General features: G+C 73.6%; 12 protein-coding genes. 7 read left to right on the top strand and 5 right to left on the bottom strand.

Annotation, left to right across the window (positions count from 1 at the left end; genetic code table 11):
* Nucleotides 1–26: 26 nt before the first annotated feature.
* Nucleotides 27–3,449 (bottom strand): carboxylic acid reductase, encoded by a 3,423-nt coding sequence (gene car / locus ACZ6J5_RS17625; RefSeq protein ID WP_469392392.1) that lies wholly within the window; start codon nucleotides 3,447–3,449, stop codon nucleotides 27–29.
* Between the two features lie 429 nt (nucleotides 3,450–3,878).
* Between car and ACZ6J5_RS17620 the strand changes: the two genes are divergently transcribed.
* Complete coding sequence (locus tag ACZ6J5_RS17620) at nucleotides 3,879–4,715, top strand: ScbR family autoregulator-binding transcription factor (RefSeq protein WP_469392390.1); 837 nt, start codon at nucleotides 3,879–3,881, stop codon at nucleotides 4,713–4,715.
* Here ACZ6J5_RS17620 and ACZ6J5_RS17615 read toward each other — a convergent pair.
* Entirely contained in the window at nucleotides 4,685–5,503 is an 819-nt protein-coding gene (locus ACZ6J5_RS17615) for an aminotransferase class IV family protein (RefSeq protein WP_469392388.1), read from the bottom strand. The two genes, ACZ6J5_RS17620 and ACZ6J5_RS17615, sit on opposite strands and share 31 nt — an antisense overlap.
* A 61-nt stretch (nucleotides 5,504–5,564) precedes the next feature.
* The gene (locus tag ACZ6J5_RS17610; RefSeq protein WP_469392386.1) at nucleotides 5,565–6,191 is read right to left on the bottom strand and encodes a TetR/AcrR family transcriptional regulator; all 627 of its coding nucleotides are present in this window, start codon (nucleotides 6,189–6,191) and stop codon (nucleotides 5,565–5,567) included.
* Between the two features lie 181 nt (nucleotides 6,192–6,372).
* On the opposite strand from ACZ6J5_RS17610, the gene ACZ6J5_RS17605 reads away from it, so the two are divergent.
* Nucleotides 6,373–7,878 carry an MFS transporter gene (locus tag ACZ6J5_RS17605; protein WP_469392384.1) on the top strand — a complete coding sequence of 502 codons (1,506 nt, stop codon included), beginning with the start codon at nucleotides 6,373–6,375 and terminating at the stop codon, nucleotides 7,876–7,878.
* A 90-nt stretch (nucleotides 7,879–7,968) separates the two neighbouring features.
* On the opposite strand, the gene ACZ6J5_RS17600 is transcribed toward ACZ6J5_RS17605, so the two are convergent.
* Nucleotides 7,969–9,000, bottom strand: a complete 1,032-nt coding sequence (locus tag ACZ6J5_RS17600) for a ScbA/BarX family gamma-butyrolactone biosynthesis protein (RefSeq protein ID WP_469392382.1) — start codon at nucleotides 8,998–9,000, stop codon at nucleotides 7,969–7,971.
* 221 nt (nucleotides 9,001–9,221) lie between these two features.
* Here ACZ6J5_RS17600 and ACZ6J5_RS17595 point away from each other — a divergent pair, with 221 nt between their 5' ends.
* From ACZ6J5_RS17595 to ACZ6J5_RS17575, 5 genes are all read left to right on the top strand, one after another.
* Nucleotides 9,222–10,412, top strand: a complete 1,191-nt coding sequence (locus tag ACZ6J5_RS17595; protein WP_469392380.1) for an IS701 family transposase — start codon at nucleotides 9,222–9,224, stop codon at nucleotides 10,410–10,412.
* A 110-nt stretch (nucleotides 10,413–10,522) separates the two neighbouring features.
* A complete protein-coding gene (locus ACZ6J5_RS17590) occupies nucleotides 10,523–11,761 on the top strand; it encodes an IS701 family transposase (protein WP_469392378.1) in 1,239 nt (412 codons plus the stop codon).
* Between the two features lie 349 nt (nucleotides 11,762–12,110).
* Nucleotides 12,111–13,313 (top strand): 3-deoxy-7-phosphoheptulonate synthase, encoded by a 1,203-nt coding sequence (locus ACZ6J5_RS17585; protein WP_469392376.1) that lies wholly within the window; start codon nucleotides 12,111–12,113, stop codon nucleotides 13,311–13,313.
* Between the two features lie 143 nt (nucleotides 13,314–13,456).
* Nucleotides 13,457–14,125: an isochorismatase family protein gene (locus ACZ6J5_RS17580; RefSeq protein WP_469392374.1), complete on the top strand. Its 669-nt coding sequence runs from the start codon at nucleotides 13,457–13,459 to the stop codon at nucleotides 14,123–14,125.
* A complete protein-coding gene (locus tag ACZ6J5_RS17575; RefSeq protein WP_469392372.1) occupies nucleotides 14,122–16,044 on the top strand; it encodes an anthranilate synthase family protein in 1,923 nt (640 codons plus the stop codon). Before ACZ6J5_RS17580 ends, ACZ6J5_RS17575 begins: the two co-directional genes overlap by 4 nt.
* Nucleotides 16,045–16,105: 61 nt before the next feature.
* Here the strand turns inward: ACZ6J5_RS17575 and ACZ6J5_RS17570 are convergent, their stop codons facing one another.
* On the bottom strand, nucleotides 16,106–17,518 hold the full coding sequence (locus ACZ6J5_RS17570; RefSeq protein WP_469392370.1) for an aminopeptidase P family protein: 1,413 nt from the start codon (nucleotides 17,516–17,518) through the stop codon (nucleotides 16,106–16,108).
* Between the last annotated feature and the right edge of the window lie 32 nt (nucleotides 17,519–17,550).

The following is a 17,550-nucleotide window of genomic DNA, read 5'->3' as shown; positions in this document are numbered from 1 at the left end:
GGTGCCTACCCCGTCCACCGCGTCGCTCAGTCACCCCAGGCCCCCAGACCTCCCAGGCCTCGCAGGTCGCGCGCGTACTTGGCGACGAGCGGGCGGCCCAGGCCGGGTATGTCCCCGTGGCCGGCCACGGCGCCCGCGCGGACGACGGCGCGGAAGCGGTCGGAGGGGATGACGGAGCCCGGCACGGACTCCTCGGGCTCCCGGAAGCCGTGCAGGATCTGGAGCGCCGTGTACTGCCGCTGGGCCTCGGGCAGGGCGCGCATGGCCGCCTCGAAGCGCACGTACCAGTCGGCGTGGTCCTCGATCCGCTCGACCCGGTGGCCCTCCTCGGCCAGCCAGTCGACGATCCGGTCCAGGGAGACCCCGTCGTCGTTGGGGTTGACCAGGCTGAAGGTGCGGTAGCCGGAGGCGTCCTCGCCCGCTCCGCCCGCGCCGAGGGCGACCACGGCGGCGGCCGTGAAGTCGACGGGCAGGCCGTCGTAGTGGGCCCGCTCGCCGTCCGCGCGGTAGAAGCTGCGCGGCGCGATCCCGGTGGCGAGCACGCTGAACAGCAGGCGGCTGAACATGTCGGGGACGTTGAGCTGTCCCCCGTACCGGCTGTGCGCGAGGATCATGTTGGAGCGGAAGGTGGTGACGGGCAGGCCGCACAGGTCGTGGGCCTCGCGCAGCAGCACCTCGCCCGCCCACTTGCTGGTCGCGTAGCCGCCCGCGTAGCCGCCGTCCACCGCCATCTCCGGGAGCACGGCGCGCACGTCGGCGGTCTCGTCCAGGGCGGGTTCGCCGGGGAGCGCGGTGGCGACGGCGACGCTGGAGATGTACGTGAAGGGCTTCACGCGGCGGGTGAGGGCGAGCTGGACGAGCTCGGCGGTGCCGACCACGTTGGCCTCGAAGAGCTGCGGGTAGGGCAGCACGTGGTTGACGAGGGCGCCCGCGTGCACGATGGCGTCCACCTCGCCGGCGAGCCGGTCCCAGGTGGCCTCGTCCAGGCCGAGGCGCGGCTCGGCCATGTCGCCGGCCACCACCTCCAGGTGCCTTTCGGCCAGCTCCCCGTATGTCCGTACGAGCTCGGGGTCGCCGCTGTCGAAGGCCGCGTCGAGCCGCCGGCGGGCCGAGGCGGCGTCCTTGCCTCGGACGAGGGCGATCAGGCGCCCGCCGGCGGGGGCGAGCCGTTCCAGCCACTGGAGGGCGAGGAAGCGCCCGAGGTAGCCGCTGGCGCCGGTGAGGAGCACCGTCCTCGGCTCGCCCTCGGGGCGGGGCAGGTCGCGGGCGCCGTCGAGGACGCGGGCGTCGAGGAAGGCGTCGAGGGTGAGGTCCTTGGCGTGGACCTCGGTGCTGTCCTCGCCGTGCACGGAGGCGAAGGTGGGGCGTTCGGCGGTGGCGCCGCGGCGGGCCTCGATGTGCTCGGCGAGGTGCCGCAGGTCGTAGGCGGGGCTGATCAGCATGTCGACGGGGACCCGGACGCCGAAGGTGTCCTGGAGCAGCTTGGAGAACTGCACGGCGGTCAGCGAGTCGCCGCCCAGGTCGCGGAAGTGCGCGGCGGGGTCGACCTCGGCGAGCGAGCCGGCGATGAGGGCGCGCACGGCGCGCTGGAGGGTCTCCAGGACGGGCCGGTCGGCGCCGGCGGCGCGGATGTCGGCGAGTTCGGCGTCCTCGCGGGCGGCGGTGTCGGCGTAGAGCGCTTCCAGCCGCTCGCCGTACCGTTCCACGAGCCGGGGCCAGAGCAGCTTGCGGTGGTCCGAGAGGAGGCCGTTGGCCTGGCTGAAGGGCTCCGTCTCGATGAGGACGTCGCGGGGTATCTCGTACGAGTTGAGGCCGGTCTCCTTGGCGAGATCCTGGAAGGACTCGGCGAGCCGCTGCCGCAACTCGGGTGCGTCGGGACCGAATTCGGCCAGCGCCTCGGGGGTGGGAACGACGACGGCGAGCAGATAGGAGCGCTCGCTGTTGCCGTAGACGAAGACCTGGCGGACCAGCGGGCCCGCGGCGAACACGGCCTCCAGGCGGGCGGTGGCCACGAACTCGCCCTGGGAGAGCTTGAGGACGCTCTTGCGGCGGTCCACGATGGCGATCCGGTCGGGGCCGAGTTCGGCGGCGATGTCGCCGGTGCGGTAGTAGCCGTCCTCGTCGAAGAGTTCGGCGGAGAGCTCGGGCTGCTTGTAGTAGCCGGGGATGATGACGTCGGTCTTGAGCAGCAGTTCGCCGCGCGGGTGCGGCGTGTCGGTGCGGAAGTAGCCGAGTTCGGGGACGTCGGCGAGCTTGTAGTCGGTGACCGGCGGGCGCAGCAGCACCCCGTCGACGGAGACGCCGGCGGCCTCGGTGGAGCCGTACACGTTGTGCAGCTCCAGGCCGAGCAGCGCCTCGGTGAAGGCGGTGAGTTCGGCGGAGAGCGGGGCGGAGCTGCTGCTGGCCCAGGTGACCCGGCCGCCCAGGACGTTCTCGCGCAGGTCGGCGCGCACCTCGGTCTCGGCGGTCGCGCGGTCGGCGCCGGCGGCCGTGCGGCGCTCGACGTCGGCACGGAAGCGCTGGTGGAGCATCTCGCACACGCGCGGGACGAGGGAGAGTTCGGTGGGCCGGGCCAGGGCGACGTCCTCGAAGAAGGTGGACAGGTCGCTGCTGGCGGTGAAGTAGCTGGTGCCGCCGCGGGCCATGGTGGCCTTGAGGGAGGAGTGGCCGGCGACGTGGCTCATCGGCGCGTAGTGGAAGGTGACCGCGTACGACTCGTCGAAGAGCTTCGACCAGGCGCCGCCCCACATCGCCGCGGCCAGCCGCTCGGTGTACATGGCGCCCTTCGGGGTGCCGGTGCTGCCGGAGGTGTAGATGAGCATGGCGAGCGGGTCCTCGCCCTCGACCCCTTCGTACAGGGGGGCGTCGGGCAGGGCGGTGCCGCGCTCGACGAGGATGGTCAGCAGGTCGACGGTGACGTCGGGCCGGACCTCGGCCAGCCGGGCGCGGGCTGCGTCCAGGGCCTCGCGGTGGGTGTCGGCGCCGGGGTGGGCGTCGAAGACGACGAGGCGCCGGACGGCCTCGCTCGTGCTCACCAACTCCACGGCGACGTCGAGCCGTTCCAGGCTGGCGGCGAGGATGAAGGGCTCGGTCTCGGCCACGATGGAGCGCAGCTGCGCGGGCGCGGAACTGGTCTGCAGCGGTACGGAGACGGCGCCGAGGTGGATGCAGGCGAGGTCGAGGGTCGTGTAGTCGCGGCTGGTGAAGCCGAGCAGGGCGACCCGGTCGCCGGCGCCCAGCGGGTGCTCGGGGTGGTGGTGCCACTCGCCGGCCACGGCGCGGACCCGGGCCCACAGGTCGCGGTAGCTGGTGGTCTCGTAGCGGGGCAGCAGCCGGATGGAGACCCGTCCCGTCCCGGCGTCCGTCGCGAGTTCCTTGACGCGCTCGCCGATGGCGGGCCGGTCCGCGTGGCGCTGCATGACAGCCGCCACCACTTGCGCAAGTCGCATTCTGGTTCTCCGCGTCACGTGATCGGGTCGATTTCAGGGAATCAGGGGAATCAGGGGAATCAGGGGCAATCGGGGAATGGCCGATGGGACGGCCGGCGGGCGCGCGCCAGTATTCCGGCGGGAATACCGGCGGCCTCGGGGGACCGCCGTACGAATGACGCCCGAGCCGTTCCGTCCAGCCGTCCGTCACTCGATGCTAGACACAACGGTTCGGGCGTCCCGAGAATCGGCCGACTATCTGTCAGGTCACCCACGGGTATGGCCGTTGGGTGCCGCCTTCCCCTTACGGACGTGGTAAGAGTGGAGCGGCGCACGGGAAGTGCGTCCCCGATTCCGCCGCGACCGGGCACCTGTGGGGTGCCCGGCGGACCGCGCGCGGGTCCCTTTTCCGCTCACCGCTCCCCTTCTTCTCCCGGAGTGCGCATCGTCATGCAGGATCGTGCCGCGAAAACACGCCGACTATTGATCCGCTCCGCCGCCGAGGTCTTCGACCGGGGCGGATTCGCGGGTTCTTCCATCGGGCAGATCTGTGCCCTGGCCGGGGTCAGCCAGGGCGCCCTGCACTTCCATTTCCGGAACAAGCAGGCGCTCGGCGAGGCGGTCCAGTCGGCCGCCGTCGAGATCCTGCTGTGCGTCAGCGGCCAGGTCCCGTCCTGGCATCCGGCCCCGCTCCAGCTGCTGGTCGACACCTCGCACGCGCTGGCCCGGCGGGTCGCCGGGGACCTGGTGCTGCGGGCGGGCTTCGGCCTGGGGCACGACCCGGGCTGGGAGGGCGCGGCCAGCCCCTGGCGGCACTGGCGGGACTGGGTGCGCGGGGTGCTGCGGCTGGCCCGGCGGCAGGGCAGTCTCGCGCCGGGGGTGGACCTCGACGACGCGGTCGCCGCGATCACGGCGGTGATGGCTGGTGTGGAGGGCCTGGAGCGGGACCGGGCGGGCGCCCGGCCCGCGCAGTCGGTGACCCCGTTCTGGCGGCTGGTGCTGCCGCAGTTGGCGGCGGACGGCGTACGGGACCGGATCGACGCGGCGGGCGGCGCGCGGACCGAGCCGGCGGGCGGCCCGGCGGGCACGCGGGGCGACGGGCCCGGGGTGCGGGGCGACGCGGCGGGCGGGCCGCCCCGCGCGGGCGGCGAGTCACCGTCGGCGCGCCGCCGGCCCGAGGGGCGGCACGACGGGCGGCACGCGCCGCACGCCTGTGGCGCGATGACCGACGGTGAGCTGTGCGGGGTGCCCGTGCCCTACAGGGAGCTGAGCGGTTCGGCCTCGTAGGCGCGGTGCAGCAGCGCCAGGAAGCCGGGCGCGTCGGGCAGCTCGGCGGCGCCGATCCGGCGGACCGGGACGCCCGGCGTCCAGGAGTTCATGACGGCGGCTCCGGCGAGTCCGGGCAGGTCGGCGGGGGTGAGCTCGCGGGTCCGCTGGGGGACGCCCAGCAGGTCGAGCTGCCGCCGGACGACGCTCATGGTGATCCCGTCGAGCATCGCCGCCTCGGGCCACACCACGGTGTCGCCGTCCCAGAAGGCGAGGTTCCAGATGGACGCCTCGCTGAGCCGGCCGCGGCGGTCCGTGAAGGCGACGTCGTCGTGGCCCTGGTCCGCCGCCTGGCGCAGGAAGTAGGTCTTGGCGGGTTCGCCGACGTGCTTGACGGACGGCAGGAACCGCTCGTGCTCGACCACCGCGAGGGACAGCGGGCCCTCGGGGCCGGTCGCGGGCGGGCCGGTGCGGATGAGGAGTTCGGGCCGCTCCTCGGGCCCGGCGACGGTGAACTCGCCGGACGGCAGGTAGACCGTGGCGGTCAGCGAGACGTCGGCGGGCGCCTGGGCGAGGGCGGCGCGCAGCAGGGCCCGCACCCGGTCGTCGGGCAGGGCCCGCCCGAAGAGCGCGAGCGAGCCGTGCCGCAGGCGCGCCAGATGCAGGTCGAGGGCGCGGATCCGGCCGCCTCGGACCTGGGCGGCGGTGAAGTGGGCGTAGCCGGCGAAGGCGAGCGGGGCGAGATCCGGAGCGTCCGCCTCCTGGTCGTTGCGCCTGGTCGTGGTGGGGTTCGACTGGGTGGTCGTCATGTCGTGCCCAACGACGCGGTACCGGGCCGGACACCCCTCCGGCGGGGTCCGCCCGGGTCCGTCAGCGGCCGGTGCCGGCCGAGAACGTACGGCCGGGAGCCGGGTCCTGGCGGCCGGCGCCGGCGCGGGCGGCGCGCAGCTCCATCCCGTCCAGGAAGATCTCCAGGCCCGTCTCGAAGTCCTCCTCGGTGGCCCGCAGCGGGGACTGCTCGGCCTTCTCGCCGCCGGGCAGCAGCTGCTGCGCCACGTGCTGGATGCAGACGCCCTGGACGTACGACCAGAGCGCGATGGAGCAGGTCCGCGCGAGGTCCGGGTCGTCGGTGAGGTCGCCGAGGGCGTCGACCATCCAGTCGAGGCAGGAGGTGTCCGAGAAGTGCCGGGCGGAGCTGGAGGTGACCAGGGCCCAGGGGTGGGCGCAGTACACCTCCCAGTCCAGCCGGGCGGCGAGCCGCATCGCGTCGCGCCAGTCCGGCGGCGCGGGCTCGGGGTAGGGGTGCTCGTCGCACGCCGCCTGGGTGATCAGGGTGAGCAGCGCGTCCTTGTTCGCCACGTGGCGGTAGAGCGACATGACGCCCGAGTCCAGCTCGGTCGCGAGCCGTCGCATCGAGATCGCGGCGATGCCCTCGGCGTCGGCGATGCGGACCGCGGCTGCCACGATCGCCCCGCGCGACAGGCTCGGCGAACTCACGTGCCTGCCTTGTGTCTTGATGGCCATGCGTTATTATAACCAGCAGCTTGCGTACGACGTACGCACGAAATTCGCGTACGATGTACGCACGCCGTTCGCCCGCGACGCGCGCCCCCTTTCGCGTACGCCGTATGCAGCGGTCCCGAACCTCTTCGCACCTTCCACTGAAAGGTTGCCCCCCGTGACTTCCCCCGACTTAGTCGCGGAGCGTGCCGACCGACGGGCCTGGCTGGGCCTCGTCATCGTGCTCGGCCCGGTCGCACTCGTCGCGATGGACGGCTCCGTCCTGTACCTCGCCATGCCGAGCATCACGTCCGCGATCACGCCCAGTACCGACCAGGCACTGTGGATCCTGGACATCTACGGCTTCGTGGTCTCCTCCCTGCTCATCGCCTTCGGCAACCTCGGCGACCGCTACGGGCGCCTCAAGTTCCTGCTGACCGGCGCCGTCGTCTTCGGCATCGGCTCGGCGGGCGCGGCCCTGGCGCCGACCCCGGAGATCCTCATCGCCTGCCGCGCCCTGATGGGCCTCGGCGGCGCGACCCTGCTGCCCGCCGGCCTCGCCATCATCAGCAACCTGTTCCACGACGCCCGGCAGCGCTCGCAGGCCATCGGCATCTTCGCGGCCACCTTCGCCGCCGGATTCGCGGTCGGCCCGGTCGTCGGCGGACTGCTGCTCAGCCGCTTCTCCTGGGGCTCGGTCTTCCTCATCAACCTGCCGGTCGTGGTGCTGTTCCTGGTCTTCGCGCCGGTGCTGCTGCGCGAGGTCCGCACCACCAACCCCGGCAAGGTGGACGCCCTCAGCGTCGTCCTGTCCGCCGTCGGCATCCTGCTGGCCGTCTTCTCGGTCAAGACGGCCGCCGCCGAGGGCTTCTCGCTCGTCCAGGGCGTCACCGGCATCGTCGGCGTCGCGCTCCTGGTGTGGTTCGTGCGCCGCCAGTTCGACCTGGAGCACCCACTGCTCGACCTGCGGCTCTTCAAGGACCGCGTGTTCACGGTGGCGATCCTCACCGGTCTGCTGACGCTCGTCGCCTGGGCCGCCGCCGGCTACCTGAGCGGCATCTACCTCCAGTCGGTGCTCGGCTACAGCGTCCTGTCGGCGGCCCTGCTCGCCCTGCCCGGCGCCGCCGTCCTGACCGTGGTCTGCATCCGGACCAGCACCATCGCCGAGCGGCTCGGCACCCGGTCCGCGCTCATCGCCTCGCACTTCTTCATGGGCGTCGGCCTGCTCCTCCTGCTGCTGACGACCACCGAGCACGGCGTGGCGGCGTTCATCGCCTCCACGATCATCGCCGGCGTCGGCTACGGCCTCTCCTTCAGCCTGGTCGCCGACACCGCCGTCGCCGCGGTGCCGCCGGAGCGCGCCGGTTCGGCCGCCTCGCTCGCCGAGACCAGCAACGAGCTGGGCAACGCGCTGGGCATCTCGCTGCTCGGCTCGCTGGCCGCGGTCTGCTTCCGCCTGTTCGGCCCGGACGTCGCGGGCACCCTCGACGAGACGCTGGACAAGCCGGGCCTCTCCCCCGCCCTGGTCGCCGAGGCCGAGGAGGCCTTCCTCACCGGTCTGCACGTGGCGGTCGGCGTGGCGAGCCTGCTCTGCCTGGCCCTCGGCGTCCTCGCCGTGCGCTGGATCCCGAAGGAGCGCGAGGACGAGCCCACCGAGGCGGAGTCGCTGACGGCCGCCCCGTAACGCGTCACGCGTCCCGCGCGGACACTCCCGGCCCTGCGGACCGGCCCCTCATCGACGGGGGCGGAACACAGGGCCGAGTCGTGCGCGCGGTCAGCCGTCGGCGGCACCGAGGAGACCGGACCCGAGGCCAGAGCCGGACCCGGGGCCGGGGTCGCGGCCGGACCCGAGGCCGGCAGCGGCGTCGAGGCCGGAATCGAGGGTCCCCCGGCCCGCCACCGGGCCGGTCCGGAAGTCGACCCGGAAGGCCTGTTCACCCTCCTGCGAGCCGGTCACCCGCACCGCGCCCGGGCCGGGCAGCGGCTCGGCCGTGAGCCAACAGGGGCGGTCGAACTCGACGTAGCGCTGGTACGCGGCCTCGATCACGAGGGGCTCGAAGGGCGCCGGGGCCCGCAGGGCGCGCGCCGCCTGGTCGGCCGCCTCCAGCAGCGCGAGCCCGGGCACGTGGTCGACGGGGTGGTCGAAGAGCAGCCGGTCCGCCGGGTCGTTGCGCAGCAGCCAGCGGCCGGGCCGGTCACCGGCGGCCAGGGCCACCTCTCCCGGGGAGGCGCGCCCGACGAGCCGGGGGTCCAGCGGCTCCGGTATCTCCCAGGCGCCCCACTCCAGCTCCCGCCGGGGGCCGCGCAGCCGGGCGTAGACGCGCTCCGATATCCAGGCGAACGCGCTCTCGGCGCGGGCCAGGATACTTGCACCCGAAAGGATCTCGAAGCTCATGTGCAGTGTTCCGGCCGTCCGTCGGCCGGATTCGCCGGCGCGCACCGCGACCCGGACCTCCAAGGCGGCGCACCGGCCCCGGGGCAGCCGCAGCCCCGGGGTGACGGACAGGCCGAGGGCGCTGAGCATGGTCTGGTGGGACAGCGGCACGCCGTACGCGGCGTGGGCGACGACCAGCCCCGACTGCCGCACGGTCTGGGCGAGTATCCGCGGGTCGTACGGTAAGTCGCCCTGGACGGCGGGCCATCTGACGGCCAGGGCGATCTCGCGCTCGGAGCGGCGCTCCCAGCCGGTCACGAGCAGGTGCTCGGGCCGACGCAGGTGCGCGCAGGCGCCCAACGAGGGCACGGCGGGCACGGCGGGCGCGGCGGGCGGCAGGGGCGGGCATGGGGTGAGAGTGGTTTCGGTCATAAGTAAATGTAGACCCAAGCAACAGTAAAGGGCAGCCCGTCTCACCCCCCGGGCTTGCCGGACCCCCTCCCGGACGCCTCCCCATGCCCCGCCGGAGGCCCCGCGCCGAAGACGAACGCCTTGTCAGCTTTGGCGCGAATGTGCGGTCGCCCCGGACGCGCGCCGTATAAAGAAACCGGACGGAAGTCCTCTTTCTCTGGGGCAGGGGGTCACGGGGCACGATGGGGAACCTGCGGGAACACGGGAGCGCGGCGTCTGGGCGGGGATCGGCGGGGCTCGATCCGGAGTCCTTGCGCCGCCTGTTCGGCTCGCTGCACCGCAACGGGCAGCGGGTGAAGGCCGAGCAGTACGTGCGCGGACTGCTGTCGGTGGCCGGACGCAAGACGCTACGGAGCCTGGCGGCCCAGTTCGACGGGGCCTCGGCGCAGCAGAGCGTGCACCACTTCATCACCAGCTCCCCCTGGGAGTGGACGCCGATCCGGCACGCGCTGGCCCGGCAGGCACAGCGGACGCTGGCCCCCGAGGCGTGGGTGATCCGCTCGACGCTGATCCCCAAGGCGGGCCCGCACTCGGTCGGCACCGACCCCCAGCGCACCGCGCTGGGGACGGTCAACGGGCAGCGGGCGGTGGGCACCTGGCTGGCCTCGGAGCGCCTGGCGGTGCCGGTCGACTGGCAGTTGTGCCTGTCCGCCCGCTGGACCGCCGAGCCGCTGCGCGAGCGGGCGAGCGTCCCGCCGGACGCCACCGCCTGCGGGGTCGAGGAGGGCGTGCGCCGGGCCGTGGCGGCCCTGACGGAGATCCGCTGCACGGCGAGGCTGCCCGTCGTGGTGGACGTCCCGGAGGCGGACGGGACGGCGGTCGCGCGCTCGCTGGCGGCGACGGGGCTGCCCTTCCTGGTGCGGATCGACGCGGCGGCGCCCGTACGGCTCGACCGCTCCGCGCTGCCCCGTTACGGCGATCTCCAGCGCACGGCGGGCGAGTTGGCGGAGTCCCTGCCCCATCTGCGGCAGCGGGTGGACCCGGGCGACGGGCCGACGACGGGCGCGGCGGTGCCGGTGGTGGTGGCGCGACCGGGGCGGCAGGCCCTGACGCTGCTCGGCGAGTGGCACCCCGGCGGGCGCCGGCTGTGGCTGAGCAACCTCTCCTCCTCGCTGCTCACTCCGGCGCTGCGGCTCACCCGGATACCCCGGGCCGTGGAGCGGGACTCCGCCGAGATAGCGGACGGGGTCGGGCTGCGGGACTTCGCCGGGCGCTCGTTCCCCGGCTGGCACCGGCACATCACGCTGGTCTCGGTGGCCCATCTGGCGGTCGCGACGGCCCGCGACCGGGCCCGGCGCGGGACCTCGGCGGTGATGTCAGCCACATCAACGGGACTACCGTTCGGTAACTTGACACTCTCCTCCTGCTCGTGATGGATCACCCCGCCCGCCGCCCCCTACTGTCGGGCCGGGCTCACCCCGTGCTCCTGTTCGATCACCGTGGATGCTCGCGAGCGCGGGCTGGATCAGTAGTGAGGAGATTCATGCTCAGCCTCGACCCGCGTCCCCCCGCTCCGACGCGAGGGACCCACCCCGCCCCCACACCCGTCCCCACCCCCGCCGCCTTCCCCTTCCCCTCCGGCACCCACGACGCCGTGCTCTCCGAGTTCTCCTCGACGCTCTTCACCTCGCTGTCCCGCAACGACCAGTGCAGGAAGGCCGTCCAGTACCTGCGGGGCCTGCTGGAGACCCCGGGCCGCAAGTCCGTGCGGAACATCGCGGCCCTGCTCGGCGAGCAGGCCTCCGAACAGAACCTCCACCACTTCATCTCGGCCTCCACCTGGGACTGGATCCCGATCCGCCGGGCGCTCGCCGACCACTGGGTGGACGCCCGCCCGCCGCAGGCCTGGGTGGTGCAGCCGGTCATCATCCCGAAGACCGGCCGTCATTCGGTCGGCGTGGACCGGCACTTCTTCCCGACCCTCGGCCAGATGCTCAACGCCCAGCGGGCGGTGGGCGTCTGGGCCGCCTCGGACACCACCAGCACCCCGGTGAACTGGCGCCTCCACCTGCCCCAGGCGTGGCTCAAGGACGACCTGCGCCGGAGCCAGGTGGCGATCCCCGACGACGTCCCGGTGGAGACCCTCAGCGAATCCGTGGTCGAGGCCTGCCTGGAGGCCGTCACCCACTGGCAGTTGCCCGTGCGCCCCTTCGTCCTCGACTCCTGCGAGGTGCACGCCGTCCCCATCTTCGAGAAGCTGCACGCCACCGGGATGCCCCTGCTCGTGAGCGTCTGCGAGGACCAGCCCCTCACCGTCGCCGACCCCGCGCTGCCCGGCGCCGGGCGCGCCCCGCTCACCGCCGAGCAGATCATGATCATGGCCAAGGACCTGCGGCGCCCGGTCACCCTCGCCTCCCCCGAACCGGGCGGCGCGCCCCGCACCCACTGGGCCGCGACCGTGCGGGTCACCGGCCCGGCCCTGCCCGGCGCCCCCTCCGGCCGGGGGGAGGTGCTGCTGCTCGGCGTGGGCGAGGAGGGCGGCCGCTGGCCGGCCAAGCTCTGGCTGACGAACCTCACCGGGGCCCCGCCCGCCTCCCTGGTCCGGCTGACCAGGCTGGCCGACCGGGTGGACCGGGACTTCACCGAGATCGCCGACCGGGTCGGCATCCGGGACTTCTCCGGGCGCTCCTTCGGCGGCTGGCACCGCCACATCACCCTCGCCTCGGCCGCCCACGCGGTCGTCGCCCTGGCCAGGAGCGACGCCCACGCGCGCACCGCCTGACCGGCGCCACTCCCCCAGACGCGCACCGCTTTCCCCGCGACCGGCGGGCCGACGGTTTCCCCACCGTCGGCCCGCCGGTCCCTTCTTATGCCCACGCCATTCAACTACCGCACCGTCACACGCACTTGACATATCCACGGCCACTTGACGGATAGCGCGTCACCTGACGGATACCGCCCCCGTTTCCCCCGGCGCAACGAAATCCGTCGGACGATCGATCACGAGCGGGAATGCGCGCCCTGCCCTTTTCTCCTCCTCTCTCCCGCGCTCTCCCACACTCCCCCCTCTCTTCTCTTTCCCTTCTTCGCGTCCCGCATCGCCGTATGCCGCCTCGCGATTGGAGAATCCGATGGACGACGCCCTGCTCGACATTCGTTATGAGACCGCTTTACAGCAGCCTCCGTGGGAGGACGAGTCCCATGTGCTCCGGGTACGGAAGGAGCTCGCCGCCCTGCCCCCGCTCGTCGCCGACGAGGACGTGCGCACCCTGCGCTCCATGCTGGCGCGGGTCGCCGCGGGCGAGGCCCACGTCGTGCAGGCGGGCGACTGCGCCGAGGACACCGCCGAGTCCACCCCGGGCCATGTCGCCCGCAAGGCCGGACTGCTGAACGTGCTCGCCGGACAGCTCCAGATGGCCACGGCGAGACCGGTCGTCCGGATCGGCCGCATGGCCGGCCAGTACGGCAAGCCGCGCTCCAAGCCCACCGAGCGGGTCGGCGACCTCGAACTCCCCGTGTTCCGGGGCCACATGGTCAACAGCCCCGAGCCCGACCCGGAGTCCCGGCGGCCCGACCCCGACCGGCTGCTGTCGGGCTACGAGGCGGCCCGCGCCGTCATGGCCGGCCTGGGCTGGCTCGACGCCCCCGGCCGCACCCGCATCGGCGCCCCCGTGTGGACCAGCCACGAGGCGCTGCTGCTCGACTACGAGGTCCCCATGCTGCGCCGCCAGTCCGACGGGCGTCTGCTGCTGACCTCCACGCACTTCCCGTGGATCGGCGACCGCACCCGGCAGCTCGACGGCGCCCATGTCGCCCTGCTCGCCGAGGTCGTCAACCCGGTGGCCTGCAAGGTCGGGCCCGACATGAGCCCCGAGCAGCTGCTGGCCCTGTGCGAGCGGCTCGACCCGGAGCGGGCGGCCGGCCGGCTCACCCTCATCGCCCGGATGGGCGCCGGGAACGTCGCCGAGCGGCTGCCCTCGCTGGTCGCCGCCGTCCGTGCCGAGGGACACCCGGTCATCTGGCTCACCGACCCCATGCACGGCAACACGGTGAACACGCCCTCGGGCCTCAAGTCCCGCTATCTGGAGACGGTCGCCCGCGAGGCCGACGCGTTCCGGGACGCGGTCGCCGAAGGCGGCGGGGTCGCGGGCGGTCTGCACCTGGAGACCACCCCCGACGACGTCACCGAGTGCGTGCTGAACCCCTCCGAGGTCGACCTCGTCGGCACCCGCTACACGAGCTGCTGCGACCCTCGGCTCAACCCGGGCCAGGCCCTCTCCGTGGTCTCGTCCTGGTGGACGCCCGCCCACACGGCCCGGCCCGCGGCCGCGTAGCCGCGCCGGGGACGGCCGCGCGGCCCCCCCGCGCCGCCCGGCCGTCCCCGCGCCGCCCGGCCGGCCCGGGCCCCCGGGCCCCGGCTCCGGTCCCGGCCCCTCCCTGCTTCGCACCCATCACCTCCCCCAAGGAGAGAACAGTCATGGCGGGCATACCCCCCATCGAGCCGTACGCGCTGCCGAGCGCGGACGAACTGCCCGGCAACACCGCCCGCTGGTCCGCCGACCCGGACCGCGCGGTGCTGCTCGTCCACGACATGCAGCGCTACTTCCTGCGCCCCTTCCCCGCCCCGCTGCGCGACCCGCTGGTGCGCAACGCCGCGCTGCTGCGCGAGCGGGCCGTCGCGACCGGGATGCCGGTGGCGTACACGGCGCAGCCCGGCGGGATGGACGACGGGCAGCGCGGTCTCCTCAAGGACTTCTGGGGTCCCGGGATGCGCGTGGACCCGGCCGACCGGGAGGTGGTGGAGCCGCTGGCACCAGGACCCGACGACCAGGTCTTCACCAAGTGGCGCTACAGCGCCTTCTTCCGCTCCGGTCTGCTGGAGTGGATGCGCGAACAGGGCCGCGACCAGCTCGTGGTGTGCGGCGTGTACGCGCACGTCGGCGTGCTGATGACGGCGGTCGAAGCGTTCACCAACGACATCCAGCCGTTCTTCGTCGCCGACGCGGTGGCCGACTTCTCCGCCGCCTACCACCGGCAGGCGCTGGTGTACGCGGCCGAGCGCTGCGCGGTCGTCGCCACCACCGACGGCGTCCTCGCCCAGCTGGGGGCCGCGTCGGCCTCCCTGACGGCGGGGGCGAGCGCGTGAGCACGACGCCCTTCGACCCGCTGGCCGCCGTCCTGGCCGCCGACCCGCCGCCGTACGCCCTGCTGCACCGGCCCGAGAGCGCCGGGGACCGGACCGTGGACGTCCTCCTGGGGCGGATCTCCACCCCGAGGACGCTCGCGGACCTGCCGCTGCCCGAGGGCGAGCCGGGGCCTGCCGAAGGTCCCCGGCACGAGCTGCTGACCCTCGTCCCGTACCGGCAGATCGCCGAGCGCGGCTTCGCGGCGCCCGACGACGGCGAGCCGCTGATCGCGATGAGCGTCACCGAGCAGGCCGCCGTCCCGCTGGACGAGGTGCTGCGCCGGCTCCCCGACCTGCCGATCGACCTGGCGGGCGGCGACTTCGACGTCCCGGACGACACCTACGCCGAGACCGTGCGGCGGGTCATCGCCGACGAGATCGGCACCGGCGAGGGCGCGAACTTCGTCATCAAGCGGTCCTTCGTCGCCGACATCACCGGCTACACCCCGCACAGCGCGCTGTCGTTCTTCCGGCGCCTGCTGCGCGGCGAGTCGGGCGCCTACTGGACCTTCGTCGTGCACACCGGCGAGCGGACCTTCGTCGGCGCCACCCCCGAGCGGCACATCAGCGTCCGGGGCGGCAACGCCGTGATGAACCCGATCAGCGGCACCTACCGCTATCCGGCCGGCGGCCCCGTCCTGCCCGAGGTGATGGACTTCCTCTCGGACCGGAAGGAAGCCGACGAGCTGTTCATGGTCGTCGACGAAGAGCTCAAGATGATGGCCCGGATCTGCGCGGGCGGCGGCCGGGTGGTGGGCCCCTACCTGAAGGAGATGGCCCGCCTCGCGCACACCGAGTACTTCATCGAGGGGCACACCGAACGGGACCCGCGCGAGATCCTGCGCGAGTCGATGTTCGCCCCCACGGTCACCGGCAGCCCGCTGGAGAGCGCCAGCCGGGTCGTCGCCAAGTACGAGCCGGAGGGCCGCGGCTATTACAGCGGCGTGGTGGCCCTGATCGGCCGCGACGCCCGGGGCGAGCGGTCGCTGGACTCCTCGATCCTGATCCGCACCGCCGACATCGACCGCGCCGGCCGGGTGCGGATCGGTGTGGGCGCCACCCTCGTGCGGCACTCCGACCCGGACTCCGAGGTGGCCGAGACCCGGGCCAAGGCGGCCGGACTGCTCGCCGCGCTCCGGGAGTCCGGCCCGGCCGGCGCCCCCGGCACCGGGGCGGGCACGCCCGGCTTCGACCACCACCCCGACGTCCGCGCCGCGCTGGAGAGCCGCAACGGCCCCCTCGCGGGCTTCTGGTTCGCCGGCCACGCCGAGCGGTCCCGGCCGGTGCCCGAGCTGACCGGGCGGCGGGTCCTCGTGGTGGACGCCGAGGACACCTTCACCTCGATGATCGACCACCAACTTCGCTCACTGGGCCTGGAGGTGACGGTCCGTCGCTTCGACGAGCCGTACGCCTTCGAGGGCCATGACCTGGTGGTGATGGGCCCGGGTCCGGGCGACCCGAGGGAGCTGACCCACCCGAAGATCGCCCACCTGCGCGGGGCCGTCGACACCCTGCTCGCCGAGCGGCGCCCCTTCCTCGCGGTCTGCCTCAGCCACCAGGTGCTCAGCCTGCGCCTCGGCCTCCCGCTGGCCCGCAGGGACGTGCCCAACCAGGGCGTCCAGCAGGAGATCGACTTCTTCGGCGCCCGCGAACGCGTCGGCTTCTACAACACCTTCGCCGCGCGCAGCGCCGGGGACGAGTTCGACCACCCGGAGGCGGGCCCCGTCGAGGTGAGCCGCGACCCGGTCACCGGCGAGGTGCACGCGCTGCGCGGGCCGCACTTCGCCTCGATGCAGTTCCACGCCGAGTCGCTGCTCACCGAGGACGGGGTGCGGCTGTCCGGCGGGCTGCTGCGGGAGGTGCTCGGCGCCCGGCGCTGACGCCCCGGACGCCGGCGGCCGGGGCAGGGGCTCCCTCACCCCCGTCCCGGCCGCCGCCCGCTCAGCCCGCCGTGCGGGCCATCCACGCCTCGACCTCGTCGGCGGTGCGCGGCAGACCGGCGGACAGGTTCTCGTGCCCGTCGGCGGTCACCACCAGGTCGTCCTCGATGCGGACGCCGATGCCGCGCCACTCCTCCGGCACGGTCAGGTCGTCGGGCTGGAAGTACAGCCCCGGCTCCACGGTGAGGACCATGCCGGGTTCCAGGACGCCGTCCACGTACTCCTCGTTGCGCGCGTGGGCGCAGTCGTGGACGTCCAGGCCCAGCATGTGGCCGGTGCCGGCCATGGTGAAGCGGCGCTGGAGCCCGAGCTCGTAGGCGCGCTCGGCCGGGCCCTCGATGAAGCCCCACTCGACCAGCTTCTCGGCCAGGTGGCGCTGCGAGGCGACGTGGAAGTCGCGGTAGGCGGCGCCCGGCTTCACGGCGTCGAAGCCCGCCTGCTGGGCCTCGTACACCGCGTCGTACACCCTGCGCTGCACTTCGGTGAAGGTGCCGCTGATGGGCAGGGTGCGGGTGACGTCGGCGGTGTAGAGGCTGTGCGTCTCCACACCCGCGTCCAGGAGCAGCAGTTCGCCGGGGCGGACCGGGCCGTCGTTGGAGGTCCAGTGCATGATCGTGGCGTGCTCGCCGGCGGCGGCGATGGTGCCGTAGCCGACGTGGTTGCCCTCCAGGCGGGCCCGGCGGTAGAAGGTGCCCTCGATCCAGCGCTCGGAGGTGGCGATCGCCTTGGACAGCTCGCGGATGGCGTCGTCGAAGCCGCGCACCGTGGAGTCCACGGCCTTGCGCATCTCGCCGAGCTCCCACGCGTCCTTGACCAGCCGCAGGTCGCTCAGGACCTCTTCGAGCTCGTCGTCGCGATCCTCGTCGGTGGTGACGGCGGCCTCCAGGGCCGGGTCCAGCGCGCGGACGATCCGGGTCGGGACCTCCGTGTCGGCGGCCAGGTCGGCGGCGAGCCCGCGCACGTCGCGGCAGGGCAGCCCGAGGACCCGCTCCGACTCGGCGAGCGAGCGGCGGCGGCCCATCCACAGCTCGGCGTGGTAGCCCAGCCAGAACTCGTCACTGTCCCGGCCGTCGCGCGGCAGCGTGTACAGGACGGCGTCGTGGCCGCCCGCCGCGCGGGGCTCCAGCACCAGCGCGCACTCGCGGGCCTGGTCGCCGGTCATGTGCACGTAGCCGGTGTACGGGCGGAAGGGGTACGTGTCGTCGTTGGAGCGGACCTTGAGCCTGCCCGAGGGGATCACCAGGCGCTCGCCGGGGAAGCGGGCGGACAGCGCCTCGCGGCGGCGGGCCGCGTAGGGGGCCTGCTCGTCCGTTTCGAGATCGTGCCGCTCGGTGTCGGCCCAGCCCGTGCGCATCAGCGCGGACAGTTCCTCGGAGATCCCGTCGTACAGACCGTTCTTCCGGCCCTTGGCCACGGTGTGTCCCTTCGTCGCGGTGGGTGCTGGTC

The sequence above is a fragment of the Streptomyces sp. NPDC042100 genome (genome assembly GCF_055582325.1).
This window is presented reverse-complemented; position numbering and strand designations above follow the sequence as displayed.

Excerpts from the sequence above, each read along its gene's own strand:
- ACZ6J5_RS17595 (WP_469392380.1), top strand. The coding sequence starts at position 9,222 with ATGGGGAACCTGCGGGAACACGGGAGCGCGGCGTCTGGGCGGGGATCG.
- ACZ6J5_RS17585 (WP_469392376.1), top strand. The coding sequence starts at position 12,111 with ATGGACGACGCCCTGCTCGACATTCGTTATGAGACCGCTTTACAGCAG.
- ACZ6J5_RS17600 (WP_469392382.1), bottom strand. The coding sequence starts at position 9,000 with ATGACCGAAACCACTCTCACCCCATGCCCGCCCCTGCCGCCCGCCGCG.
- ACZ6J5_RS17580 (WP_469392374.1), top strand. The coding sequence starts at position 13,457 with ATGGCGGGCATACCCCCCATCGAGCCGTACGCGCTGCCGAGCGCGGAC.
- car (WP_469392392.1), bottom strand. The coding sequence starts at position 3,449 with ATGCGACTTGCGCAAGTGGTGGCGGCTGTCATGCAGCGCCACGCGGAC.
- ACZ6J5_RS17620 (WP_469392390.1), top strand. The coding sequence starts at position 3,879 with ATGCAGGATCGTGCCGCGAAAACACGCCGACTATTGATCCGCTCCGCC.
- ACZ6J5_RS17615 (WP_469392388.1), bottom strand. The coding sequence starts at position 5,503 with ATGACGACCACCCAGTCGAACCCCACCACGACCAGGCGCAACGACCAG.
- ACZ6J5_RS17590 (WP_469392378.1), top strand. The coding sequence starts at position 10,523 with ATGCTCAGCCTCGACCCGCGTCCCCCCGCTCCGACGCGAGGGACCCAC.